Source organism: Micromonospora sp. NPDC048999, from assembly GCF_040649295.1.
In the GTDB taxonomy this organism is placed as follows: Bacteria; Actinomycetota; Actinomycetes; order Mycobacteriales; family Micromonosporaceae; genus Micromonospora.
In genome coordinates this window covers 16,998-30,363 of the sequence record NZ_JBEZFI010000020.1, presented here as the reverse complement: position 1 = coordinate 30,363, position 13,366 = coordinate 16,998, and the positions used below count along the sequence as shown (strand labels likewise).

The following is a 13,366-nucleotide window of genomic DNA, read 5'->3' as shown; positions in this document are numbered from 1 at the left end:
GGCCACCCGCCACCGCGCGGCGGGCATCGTGGCCCGCCGCGCGGCAGGAGGTCAGCTGGTGCTGCCGGTCACGGTGCCCCCCGACTTGGTCACGTAGTAGGTGACCTTCGTCCCGCTCCAGAAGTGGAACGTCAACGTCACCCGCCGGCCGTCGTTGACCTCGGCGAAGAACTCCGGCTTCAGCGTGATCGTGTTGCTGCTGTAGTTCGGCGCGAACGTGACGTCGAACTCCTTGAACGAGGTCCAGTTCTGCGGGCCGGCGTTGCTGCCGTCGGCGTACTTGGCCTCCATGGTGGCGAGCTGGTCACCGCGGAACTGGGTCGGCACGTTGAACGAGCCCGTCGACCCGGTGGCGTTGGAGAGCACCGGCGGGTCGTACGAGATGATGCTGATCCGCCACGGCACGCCGGAGGAGAAGCGGGCCTGGATGGTCGCGTTCACCCCGTACGCCCGGGAGCCGACCAGCCGGGTGACCGCCGCCGCGGTGAGCGTCAGCGTGCTGCCGGAGACCGTGTAGTCGGTGCCGTTGGCCAGGTCGGTGCTGCCCTGGCGCAGCCCCTGGAAGGTCGTCCCGTTCAGGTTGAGCGTCAGGCTCTTGCTGGTGATCGAGCCGGTCCGCGGCACGTACACCTGGTCGCTCGACGCGGTGCCGGAGCGGGTGGTCCAGCTCGACTTGATCTGGGCGAAGAGTTCCGGGTCGCTCCACTGGAACGACGTGCGGCCGAAGTGCTGCCCGTTGTCCCACAGCTGGGTGGTGAGCTTGCGGTTGCGCGCGTAGTAGCCGAGGAACTCGAAGAACTTCAGCTTCTCACCCTGCTCGATGGTGCCGGTGTGCCGGTCGAAGCCGAGCAGGCCGTACTCGCCGATGATGACCGGGATGTTACGGGCGACGAACGCGTTGTAGACGCGGTCGAACTGGTCGATCAGGTCCTGCTGCACCGTGGCGTCGAAGCGGGTGCCACCGGCGATGTTCACGCTGAACGGCCAGTAGCCGTAGAAGTGCACGGTCGCGATGAGGTTGGCGTCCTTCAGCGTGTTGAAGGTGCTCGCCAGCTCGTCCACCCGGGCCTGGTCGGCCGACGTGTACAGGGTCGGCAGCACGAGGAGCCGGGTGGCGTTGCCGCCGCCGGACTGACGCACGATCCGCTGGAAGGACGTGTTGAGCTCGTTCAGCAGGGTCGCGTTCTGGGCGTCGCCGGAGCTGCCGGTGAACTGTGGCTCGTTGACGCTCTCGAAGACGAGCCGGGACGAGGAGTCCCGGAAGGCGGCGGCGATCTGCGTCCACAGGGCGTTGTACCGGTTCAGCACGTTCGTGCGGTCGGTGGGCATCGTGTTGATCCACTGCCACGAGTCGTGATGCAGGTTGATCACCACGTAGAAGCCGTCGTCGAGCGCCCAGTTGACCACCTCGCGCACCCGGTTGAGCCAGGCCGCGTCGATGGTGTAGCTCGGCGCGCCGCCGTGGTGGTTGCTCCAGGTGACCGGGATGCGAATGCTGTTGAAGCCCTGCGCCCGGACGTTGTCGATGAGCGCCTTGGTCACCCGCGGGTTGCCCCACGCGGTCTCGTCCGCGCCGACCGCGTCGAACGAGTTGCCCAGGTTCCAGCCGGGCTGCATCGCGGCGACGGCGGCCATGGCGTTGCCGGCCGGCGGCGGTGAGGTCGGTGGCGCGGTGGTCGGCGGGGCTGACGTCGGCGGCGCGGTGGTCGCGGGCGGGGTGGTGCCGCCGACGCTACCGGTGCAGGTGACGCCGTTGAGAGTGAACGAGGTGGGCGCAGTGTTGGCCCCGGACCAGGAGCCGTTGAAGCCGAAGGAGACGGTGCCGTTGGTGGCGATCGCACCGTTGTAGCTGACGTTGGTCGCGGTCACCTTCGCGCCCGAGGCGGTGATGTTGGCGTTCCATGCCTGGGTGACCTGCTGCCCGGACGGAAACGTCCAGACCAGGCTCCAGGCGTTGATCGGGTCGCCGAGGTTGGTGATGCTGACGTCGGCGCTGAAACCGCCGGGCCACTCGGTGCTCTTCGTGTATGCGACCCGGCAGCCGGCCGCCGCCTGGGCGCTCGTCGCGGCCACCAGTCCGGCGCCGACCACGAGCGTCGTCGTGACCGCCGCGACCATGCCGATCCGCCATCGGATCCTCCGCGCTGTGCCTCGCAAGCCGGCCATGCTGCTCCTTCATGGTGTCGCGCGGGGTTGGGCCCCGCGGTGGGCAGGCCACGCGAGGGCGCCACCCGCGCGTGCCGCGAGACTAAGTTTGGCTTCCCAACTTTGTCAATTGCCCACCATCGATGCAGGGCGGCAACGACCAGCGGCTACCGGGTGACCGCCGACGCGAGCACGGCCGCGGCGACGGCGGCGACGATCAGATCGGGCAGTTGATCGAGCAGCACCAGACGCCACCCCCGGCCGGACGAGTCCCACCACCGCTCGGGCAGGTAGTGGGTGACGCTCCCCTTGATGAAGTGCACCAGCGCCAGCACCAGGCAGAACGCGACGACGAACGCACCGGCGAAGGGCACCGGCCCGGCCCACCGCCCGGTGACCGCCCGCGTCGCCACCCCGAGCGCGATGGCCACCGGGAAGGCCAGGCAGCCGAGCAGCAGCCACGCCGCCCCGCGCACCATGTGGCGCAGGGTCAGGTCGGTAAGGTCCTCGACGGGTGAGGTCGCCTCGGCCAGCAACTCCGCCCGCCGTTCCTCGCGCGTCTGCCCGTCGCCGGGCAGGGCGCTGGCCAGCAGGCCGGCCAGCGCCCTGGTCACCAAGGCGCCCAGGTCCAGCATCTATCCGCCGGCTATCTGAGCCATCGGGTTCGCTGGCTGCAGGACCTGAAGTACCCGCAGACGATGTGCCCGCCGGCGGCCGGCCAGGCGGCCCGCTTGTCCAGCCTGCCCCACCACTTCTCCTTGCGCTGCAGGTTCTTCTGCTCGCGGATCTTCTTGTTCCGAGCCTTGATGATCTTCCGTTTCGCCTTCTTGGCGCCCCGGAAACCCTTCGCCTTGCGAATTCCCTTCGCGATCTTGCGAGCCTGTGCCGCCTTGCGCATCGCGCCGACACCGCGGAACACACTACCTCCGCCGGGAATCGCCCCGAGGACGTCGAAGGCGGCGGCCCCGTACCGGCCGGCCCTGACGTTCTTGTACGCGGAGTAGGCGGAGAACCCGATGGCGGCGGCGCCGAACACGACGTTGATCGGCGGCGGGGTGAACATGGATATCGTCGCGCAGACGAACGCCGGGTTCTTCCGGACGAAGGTCACGGTCTTCTTGAAGCCGCTCTTGATCTTGCCCCACAGTGACTTGCCGTCCAGGTCGGTGCAGTTGACCGGGTCCGCGGAGCAGTAGTCGTACGGGCCGGCACTGCCGCCGTCGACCGGGTCGACCTGCAGGAAGCGGCCGAGCGCGGGGCTGTAGAGGCGCACCCCCATCAGGATCAGCCCACCCAGCGTGTCGCCGGAGCGCTGCTTGCCGCCCAGCCAGCCGTAGCGCTGGCTCGCCTGACCCTCGGCCGGCACGCCGAACTCGTCGTAGTCGAACACCTGCGGCTCGGTGAGGTCCCGGTCGACCGTCACGGCGACGTCGCCGTGCAGGTTGGTCAGGCACAGCAGGACGGTGCCGTCGCTCGACGTGGTCGCCACGAGGTCGTCGTCCAGGCCGGAGACGTTGCGGGTGATCGCACCCGTCGCGGTGTCCTCGACCACCCAGCTCACTTCGTCGGAGTCGTCGGCGTAGTGGTTGAGGCGGGCGGTGGACGTCACCCAGGCGCCGTCCACCAGCGTCTGGCCGGTCACCCCGAGGAAGCGGTGGGCCGGGTCGAGGGTCCACGCCTGCTTGGCGTCGCCGATCTGCTGGCCGGCAACCAGGTCGTTGACGTAGTACGTGTTCGTCAGCCCGCCCGGCAGCCCGGTGACGCGACCGAAGGCGTCGTAGGTGTAGCCGGCGTCGGTGATCCGGTCGGCGCTGTCGTAGGTGTGTCCCTCCTGCGCCGTGACGGTGCTCTGCTGGCACTCGCCACCCTCAGCGGGGTCGTACGTCCGCTTGTTGGTGCGGTTGGTCCGGCTGTCGTAGGTGTAGGCGCGGGTCACGCAGCCGCCGGTCATCGCGGAGTCGTGCTGGACCCGGCTCAGCCGTCCCTGCCGGTCGTAGGAGTAGACCTTGCTACCGCCGGTGTAGTCGTGGTTGACGACCTTCCCGGCGCTGTTTCCGACGATGGACTCGGAGTAGAGCACCATGCCGTCGGAGTCGCGGGTGTAGGTGCGCTCCACCGGCTCCTGGTTCGCGTTGAGCCGGTCGCGCCGGGTGAGCCCGCCCGGGTAGGTCATCTCGACCAGTTGCCCGTCCGGGGCGTACTTCCCCATGAAGGTGCCCGCCGCGCTGTCGGTGACGCTGGTGAGCAGTCCACGCGGCTCGGCGGCCCGGTTGTAGGTGAGGGTCATCCAGCCGGTCGGGTCGGTGACCTTCGTCGGCTTGTCGAAGCGGTCGAACTCGGTGACCGTGGCGGCCCCGGCGGCGTCGGTGTACTTCATCAGCCGGCCGAGCTGGTCGTACTCGCGGCTGATCGTCGCGGTGCCCTTGCGGGTCGTGGCGATCGTCCCGTTCGTCGAGTCGTAGGTGCTGGTCACCTGCTCGATCGCGGTGCCTTCCGTCGAGGTGATGCCCACCCCGGTGCTGCGGCCCGCCGGGTCGAAGGTGGTGACGGTCGTACGGGTCTTGCCGGCCACTGTCTCGGCGATCTCGGCCGCATCGCCGTAGCGGTCGTAGCGGGTGACCCGCCGCTCGGGCAACGTGCCGGTCATCCGGGCCGGGTCGTGGCCGGTGACCGCGCCGGTGGACCGGTGGACGCAGGCCTGCCCGGCCCACTCCGGCCGGTTGCCGCACGCGGCGTCGCGAGAGTTGGCGCCCGCGGTGTAGTAGATCGTCTCGCGTGCCCGGGCGTCGCTGCCGGTGGAGCCCAGCCCCCAGGCGGAGGTGGCGCGGCCGGCGGAGTCGAAGACGCCGTACGCGGTCAGCGGGGTGCCGCCGGACCCGGCGTCGGCCGTCATCGACGTGTACTTCTTCAGCGTCCAACCGGAGACCCCGCCGGTGTGCGCGTCGTACCCGTAGCGGGTGGTGCGCTGGTCGGCGTCCGGGTAGCCGACCACCTGCGCGCCCTCGACCTCCGTGGTGAGCAGGTTGTACGTCGCCCCGTCCGGCTTGCCCTCGTCATACTTGCGGACGGTGTGCGTCCGGCCGATGACGGTCGCCCCGGCGGGCACCGCGGTGAGCGGGCCGGAACCGTCCGGGTCGGCCAGCCCGTCCTCCACCACCATCGTCACGGTGGGGCCGAGCGTGTCGAGCAGGACCAGCCCATCGCTGCTGTAGCGGTTGACGGTGGACAGCGCCTGGGCCCGCGACGCGGTGTCCGAGCCGGACAGGCCCAGCTCGGCGAGGTGGGTCGCCGCGTCCGGCAGCGTGCCCAGTGCGAGCGCCCGGTCGGTGGCCGTGAGCCGCCGGATCACATTGCCGAACCGGTCGTACTCCTCGGTGTCGATGTGCCCGCCGGGGTTGGCGGTGTTCACCTCCTGGCCGTTGGCGTTGAGGTAGTGCACGGTGGCGTAGGGGTAGCCGGACGCACCGGGCGACGACGGGGTGGCGCTGTTGCGTCCCGGGTTGTCCTCCGGGTCGAACACCGCGGTCGCGTCGGTCGGCACGTCGGCCTGGCCCCAGGTGGCGGCCGCGGCGGCGTTCAGGTCGTACGGGCCGCCGGCCGCCCTGGTCAGCGGCACGCCGTAGACGACGTTGCTGGCGACCTCACCGTCGGTGGTGCTCTTCGTGCCGGTCTTCAACGCGGACCGGCGCACCCGCAGCAGTCGCCCGGGATCCTCGTCCCCGGCGAGGGTGGCAACCTGGGCGGCACTGAGCGCCTTGCCGTAGACCCGTACATCGTCGATGCCTCCGGCCCACAGGCTGGACGGCACCCCGCCCCACTCGGCCCGGCCGATCGCGTAGTTGCCGGTGCCGTTCCAGCCGCCGGTCGCGGCGGTGGTGGACTGGGCGATTCCGTTGACGTAGAGGGTCATCTTTCCGGAGGCGGTGTCGTAGACGCCGGCCAGGTGGGTCCACTGCCCGAGCACGGGGGCGGTGTTGGAGTAGGCGCGGATCGCGGTGCCGCTGCTGTTGTCCGAGCTGATCCGGCCGAACGCCCACCGGTCCTCAAGCTGCACGTAGTTGAGCAGGAACGCCGAGGTGTACGAGCCGTCCTTGGACAGCACGGTCCGGTTGGTGGACTTGTCGGTCAGCCGCACCCACGCCGAGACCGTGTAGGAGGCGGTGTTGGACAGGGCGGTGCCGGCCACGCTGATCTGCTGCCCGGAGGCGCCGGTGAAGTACGCGGCGCGGTCGGCCGGGTTGTTCGGGTCGTTGCCCTGGGTCCAGGTCACCCCGGACGCCATGGTGCCGGTCCGGCCGGAGCCGGAGGAGTCGGCGACCGCCGTGCCCGAGCCGGCGTCCAGGTCCCAGCGCAGCGCCGCCGAGTCGACGTCGGGGCTGCCGTAGTCGGCCGTCCACGGCAGCTCGCCGGGGGGCGTCGTGCTGTTCACCCGGCCGGTGGCGTCGTAGCCGTACGCCGTCTTGAGGGCCGGGCTGATCCGCGGATCCCAGACCTGGCGGAGCTGGCCCAGGTTGTCGTACGCGTACCGGGCGACCTCCACGGCGGTGACCGAGGCGGCCACCGGGTCCCAGTTCCACAGCTTGACCGCCGACACCCGGTCGGTGTAGTCGCCGAACACGGTCTGGCTGAGTCCGGCCGTGGTGCTGGTGGCATAGACGTACTCCAGCACCTCGCAGCCGCGGGCGGGCGTGCTGCCGGCGCACCGGTTCGCGTCGTCCACGCCCGGCTCGACCGGGTTGATCACCTTCTTCAGCAGGGCCCGGCCGCCGCTGGTGTCGTAGCTGTAACGGGTGGTGCTCGACGAGTCCGGGGTCCACGACGAGTCGATCGTCCACACCCCGCCCTGCTGGGTGAACTCGCTGGTCGTGCCCTCGACGTCGGTCAGCCGGTACGCGGTCGAGCTGTACTTCGTCAGGACCAGCCCCTCGGCCCCCGGCTCGGGGGTGTAGGAGACGCCGTCGGCGTTCTTCGAGAAGGTGATCCACCCGCCGTCGACGGTGTTGACCTGGGCCACCGACGGCTGCGGGAAGGTCAGCGTGGTGTAGTCGACGTCGACGTCGTCACCGCCGCTGCTGACGCCGCCGGACCAGGCGGGACCGAACGGGGCCACCAGCTCGGTGACGGAGAGGTTGTCCCAGTAGACCTTCTTGCCGGATCCGCCCTGCATGCCGTTGTAGAGCCGGAAGAACGCCTCGGTGGCGCCGGCGGGCACCGTCATGTCCACCGACAGCTCCTGCCACCCTTCGGTGAACCCGGCCATCGGCGAGGCGACCTCGACGTAGGTCGAGCCGACCTTGTGGAAGCCGACGATGCGCAGCCCACGACTGGTGTACGCGGGGACCAGGCCGGTGCTCGCCGGCACGAAGATCCAGCCCGTCATCCGGTACGTCTTGCCGGCCACCATGCCGAGCCGCAGCCCGCCGCTGTCGCCGCCGACGGCCACGTACGTGTCGTTGCTGGTGGTCGTGACCGGGGTGATCTCGAGCGAGGCCACCGGGGTGACCTCGCCCTGACCGCGCGCCGTCGAACGGGCGGCGGAGCTGGTGCTCGGCACGGTGAAGCCCGTCAGGTCGGTCGAGACCTGCTGCTGGTTCGCGGTGAGCCGCTCCGGCATCCGCTGCCAGCCGACGCCCGCGTCCCGCGAGGAGGAGGCGCGCGACACGGTCAGGCCGAGCACGTCGACGTCGGTCTCGTCCAGCGAGAAGTCGCCGGTGAGCAGGTTCGCCTCGCCCGGGCCGATCGGCTCGGAGGCGCCGCCGCCACCGGAGGAGTCCACCGTGATCCGGACCCAGGGGGTGGTGTAGACGGGCGAGGTCGACGTGTTGGTGTAGATCTGGGCCCGCAGCTCCACCACCCCGCCGACCAGGCCGAGGGTGTCGGTGGCGTTCCAGACCGCGTGCCCGCCGAGGCTGGACAGCGTCACCGGGCTGGCCGCGGTCGCGGTGATCGGCGAGCCGGCCGCGTTGGTGAGGTTCGCCGAGGGCACCGGCAGGACGGCCCCGCCGGGGCCGCGCCGGTACTCGAAGTACGCCTTGGTGTATCCGGCCACCGGCGTGGTCACCTGCACCTTGGTCCGCCGCACCACGTTCGCCCCGGGCAGCGGCTGGGCGATCGCGGCGTTACCGGCGTCGAACACGTAGCTGTTGGCGTTGGACAGGTTGCCCGCCGCGTCCTTGGCCTGCACGGTGAGCGTCCGGTGCCCGTCCCGTGGGGCGATCGTCACCTTCGTGGCGCCGGTCGCCGCCACCGTGGTCGCCGACGACTCGTAGTCGAGCTTGTAGACGAACGCCGCCAGGTCGGTGGTGCCGGAGGCCGGGGTGAACGTGAACGTGTCCGGCTGCTCCGCGCCGCCGTGCGGCTGGGCGTCGTTGAGGTAGATCGTCGCCGACACGAACGGCACCCCGGGCTTGTCGGTGTCGACGGTCAGGTCGGTCCACGCGGTCCAGGCGCTGTAGCCGTACGGGTCCTTGGCGCGTACCCGCCACTGGTAGGTGGTGTTGTTCGCCAGGTCCACCGCGACCTGCCATGAGGCGGTGGCCCCGTTCGTCCAGGCGGGGCTGCCGGAGCGCAGCCCGGAGGTGGCGACGGTGGCCGAGGTGGCCTTGTTGCGTACCTCGAACTCGGCCTGCAGGGTCTGGGTGGTGTCCGGGTCGGCCAGCTTGGCCGACAGGGTCGGCCGCAACGACGCGGTGCGCGCGCCCGCGCCGCAGGCCGTGTAGCACGGCGCGACGGCGAGGCCGTTCGGCGTGGTGGGCGGGGTGTTGTAGGTGACGGAGACCAGCGGCGGGTGCGTGCCCTCCGCCGAGTCGAACCTCTTCCACGAGCCGAGCGTCTCCGACGTCGCCCGCAACATGAGACTGGTGGTGGGCCAGTGGGAATCCGCCGCCGACTGCAGCGCCTTGGTGACGTCCACGTAGACCCAGCCGGCGGCGCAGGAGGAGCTGAAGCCCTTGGTCTCGGTGGAGGTGCCGAGCTTCACCCGTGCGGTCGGCTGGTTGGTCCAGCGCACCGAGGAGTCGACGTAGTCCGTCTGCCACGCCTCCCACTGGTTGGCGGTGCAGGACCACGAGTGGTAGCTCCACAGTTTGAGCTTCGCGCTGGTGACCTGGGCGTCATAGATGCCGCTCGTGGTCAGCCGCAGGTATGACCGTGCGGTGTTGTTGCCGCCCTCGTTGTGGTAGCCCAGCTTCAGGTCGACCGAACCGGACTGGTCGCTGGTGTAGGTGTTCTGCACGAATGCGTCGAACGCGGGTGACAGCGACGTCGGCGGGTCGATGGTCACCGGGAACCGCAGGTCCTCCCGCGCCAGGAACTTGGCGTCCGGCGTCAACTCCAGCACCGACCGACCGGCGCCTTTGGCCACCGTCCGCAACGCCACCGGACCCCGGCGGACGTGTTCCAGCGACCGCGGCGACACCTCCGCGTCCCACATCTCCGGCGTCTGCGCCCGCGCGACGGCCCGACCCGACCGGTCCTTGAACAGCAGGCCGCCCATGCCGTCGCCGGTGGCGGTCAGCTTCCCCGTCCGCATCGGCAGCGACAGCTTCCGCACCCGGGCCAGCGCCGCCCGGTCCTTCACCACGAACAACTGCTGATAGCCGGTCGCGTGCGCCTCGAACACCAGATCCACACCCGGCATCACCTCCGGGTAGGTCACCGTCCGCCCGGACAGCACCGGCTGCGGCAACGGGCCGTCCCACGACACGCTCGTACGCACGTCGCCCTCCCCCAGCGACACCACCTCGTGCGCGCCCGTGCCCGCCGTCGCACCGGCGAACCACAGCCCACCCGGATGCCCCTTCGGCGCCACGGAACCATCCGGCCGCGCCACCAGGTCCAGGTCCACGGCGCGCCACTCGCCGCCGTCGAGGAACCGCACGGGCGCGAGCGACCGTTCCTCGGTGAACGTGCCGTCCGGATTCGCGAACATCTGTGTCGTCTCGCTACGCCGGCCCAGCACCTCCACCCGGGCCCCACACAGCTTCGCCGCCACCGCCGCGGACACCTCGTCCGCCCGATCGGGTGGGCACGGCGACTGTCCCGCCGTCGGCGCCTGCCGCTGCGGGCCGACCACCGCCGCCTTCGCGGGCGCCGCGGGCGCCTCCAGCAGGCCGGCGACGAGCGCGAGCAACACCGCGTACGCCGTCCAGCGCCACCATGCCGGCGCCCGGCCGGTCCCCATCCACCCGAACCCGCGTGATCGCACGACACCCTCCCCTGTGGACATGGCCAACGCACCATAGGCGCCATGGGTGGCTCGGAGGCATCGAAATCTGGTTACAGATCGATATAGGCGGCGATGACTTTCCTGTCCGCCCTTCGGCTATGCGCCAGCGATCCGGGAGGACAGGTCGAGGGCGGCCCGGATCGGGTCGTCCGACCAGCGGCTGGCGAAGACGTCGTGCAGCCGCCACCCGGCCCGCAAGAGGGCCCGCTGCCGTTCCACGTGCGCCGTGACCCCGTCCGGATGCACCCCGCAGATCACCCCGACCGCGTGCTCCGCGCTGCCCACGCAGAGGTCGATCCGCCACCGGCCGACCGGGTAACCCGGCCGCACCGACAGCCCGAGCCGGCGCAGTTGCTCGGCGAGCGCGGCCGGCCAGCCGTCCGCCGGCTCGGCGTCCGGGGCGACGGGCGGCGGCTTCCCGGCGTACGCCAGGTAGTCGCCGATCAGGCCCACGGGAGACCGCAGGGAGGTCACCACGGTCAGGCGTTCGCGGGCCCGGGTGATCAGGACGTTGAACAGGTTCGGCTCGGCGACGAACCGCTGCCGGGACGGCGGATCGGCGTCCACCAGCCCCAGCGAGGCGACCAGCACGTCCGCCTCGCTGCCCTGGAACGCGTGGACGGTGCCCGATCGCAGGCCGAGGCGCTCGATCTCGTCGACGTCGAAGGTGGCCAGCAGCGCTGCCTCCAGGGCGTCCGCCTGCGCCCGGAACGGGCTGACCACCGCGATCCCGCCGGCCGGCGGGTCGGCGGCGAGCCGGCGGACCAGGTCGAGCGTGACCTCCACCTCGGCCTGGTTGACGCCGTCGGCCACGCTCGCGTCGGGCACGGTCAGCACGTCGATGGCATCGGCGCGCTCGTTGCCGGGGCGCCGGGTCACCAGTTCCACCCGGTCGCCGTAGAAGCGGTGGGCGGAGAACTCGATCAGGTGCGGGGCCGAGCGGTAGTGCTCGCTGAGCCAGGTGACCGGCGCCGCGCCGGCCGCCACATCGAAAGCACTGGATCGGCGTACGTCGAGCCGGTCGCCGAGGTGGTCCAGGCCGTGCCGGCGCAGTGCGGCGGCGACGTCCACGTCGGCCACGAACGACACGAACCGCAACTGCCGCGGATCGCCGGCGACCAGTGCGCGCCGGGCCCGGGCCAGCGCCGGGGCGGCCCGGAGTTGGTCGATGTGCGCCGCCTCGTCGAGCACCACCAGGTCGAACATGCCGGCCATCGGGGGGAGCAGATCCTCCACGTCGGCCACCGTGCCCACCCACAGCGGCAGCGCGCGGACCAGCGCCTCGGCGTCCAGGTCGGCGAGAAGTTCGCGGCGGCGGTTGCGGCCGGCCCGCAGCGCCGCGCCGAGGCCGCTCGCCGCGCGGCGGGCCGCGCCGGTCCATCGGCGGGCGCTGGCCGAGCGGTGCCGCATCGCCGTGCCGACTGCGGTGGCCAGCGCGGCGTCCGCATCGGCCAGGCTGCGCCAGGCCGGCGCCAGGTCGGTGCCGTCGGCAGTCGCCAGCCGCGCCGCGGCGCGTACCGCGCTCGCCGCCGCCACCGCCGCCCGCAACCGTTCCACCGGTACGTCCGGGCCGGCGCCCGTTCGTCGCCGCAGCCGCCAGTCGGCGTACGCCCGTCCCCAGCGCCGCCACCGCCCGCCATCGGCCCCGGTCGCGGCGGCCAGCGCGGCCCGGACGGCGGCCAGGTCGGCGGTCGGGGTGAACGCGCCCGGCGCGTCGTGGGCCAGGGCCGGCAGGAGCGGCTGCCAACCGGGCAGCGTGGCGGCGAGCGCTTCCTCGTCGAGGGCGGCGACGATCCCCGCCAGGACGGCCGCCACCCGATCCCGGGCGGCGGCCACGGCTGCGGCGTCAGCCCGCAGCGTCGCGTCGTCCGCACCCGCCGCCGCGCCACCGGCCAGGTCGGCGGCGATCGCCTCGCGGCGTTCGGCGTCACCGAACAACACCGGCGTCGGCCCGGGGTGGCGATGCAGCAGCTCGCCCAGCACGTTGGCGGCGTGCACCGACTGGGTGGCCACCAGCACCGATCCGCCGCGCTGCACGGTGTCCAGCGCGGCGGCGACCAGCGTGTGGCTCTTGCCGTTGCCCGGTGCGCCGGAGACCACCACGACCGGTTCGGCCCGGACCCGTCGGACCACGTCCCGCTGCGCCGCGTTCAGCGGCAGGGGCGACAGCACGTCATCGCCGGCACCCCGGGGTTGCGTGCTCGCGTCCGGCCGGTCGGCCGCTCCGGCGCGGTAGAGCCGGGCCAGCGCGGTGTCCGCCAGGCCGGGCCGGCTCGCCCAGTTGAGCAGGGTGTCACGCAGCCGGCCGGCGAGCACGTCGCGGGTCACGAAGAGCGCCGCGGCGGCGACGCCGGTGAGGGTGGCGTCGTCGTTGCCGCGCGGCGGTTTCGTCACCACCGCGTCGAGCTTCAGCCCGGCCGCCTCGGCGGTCGCGGTTATCCATGCCGTGGTGCCGGGCGCGCCCAGCCAGCCCGGGCCGGCCAGCCCCGGCGCCGCCTCCAGCCGGGCGGCGAGGTCCCTGTCCTCGATCAGCGAGGTCAGCTCCAGGTCCCCGGCCGGGACGACCCGGTAGCCGCGGCGGGTGCGTTCCAGGCGTACCGGCTGGGTCAGCAACGGCAGGCGGATCCGCCGCCGGCCGCCGTTCAGGTCGGTCGAGCCCAGGACAAAGGCCAGGCCACGGCGCAGAATCCGCTCGTCGCGGTGCAGCGCGTCCAGGGCGGCGAGACGGTCCAGTTGGGTGCTGCTCGGCCCCCGGTCGGCCGCCGGCAGCCAGACCAACGGGCGGCCGGTGCCGGACACGTCGAAGTCGTGCTCGGCGCCGGCCGGAGCCAGGTCGGCGAGCGCGGTGAGGATTCTCGCCGTCTCCATCGCCCGCCGATTCTGCCGTACCCGGAAAACGCCGGCCGTTGTCCCGGCGGGCGACAGCGGCCGCACGCCGCCGCGCCACGTTCCGGGCGTACGGGAGTCAGCTCGTCGGCCCACTGCACGGGAACA

Annotated in this window: 4 protein-coding genes; all 4 read right to left on the bottom strand. The window is 72.0% G+C overall.

Annotated elements, in window-relative coordinates; translation table 11 throughout:
- Positions 1 to 51 precede the first annotated feature (51 nt).
- A complete protein-coding gene (locus tag AB0C02_RS20570) occupies positions 52 to 2,166 on the bottom strand; it encodes a cellulase family glycosylhydrolase (protein ID WP_357550101.1) in 2,115 nt (704 codons plus the stop codon).
- Positions 2,167 to 2,312: 146 nt separating this feature from the next.
- Positions 2,313 to 2,780, bottom strand: a complete 468-nt coding sequence (locus tag AB0C02_RS20565; RefSeq protein ID WP_357550098.1) for a hypothetical protein — start codon at positions 2,778 to 2,780, stop codon at positions 2,313 to 2,315.
- An 11-nt stretch (positions 2,781 to 2,791) separates the two neighbouring features.
- Positions 2,792 to 10,351 carry a LamG-like jellyroll fold domain-containing protein gene (locus AB0C02_RS20560; RefSeq protein WP_357550096.1) on the bottom strand — a complete coding sequence of 2,520 codons (7,560 nt, stop codon included), beginning with the start codon at positions 10,349 to 10,351 and terminating at the stop codon, positions 2,792 to 2,794.
- A 117-nt stretch (positions 10,352 to 10,468) separates the two neighbouring features.
- Positions 10,469 to 13,240, bottom strand: coding sequence for an AAA domain-containing protein (locus AB0C02_RS20555; protein WP_357550093.1), 2,772 nt, complete (start codon positions 13,238 to 13,240; stop codon positions 10,469 to 10,471).
- Between the last annotated feature and the right edge of the window lie 126 nt (positions 13,241 to 13,366).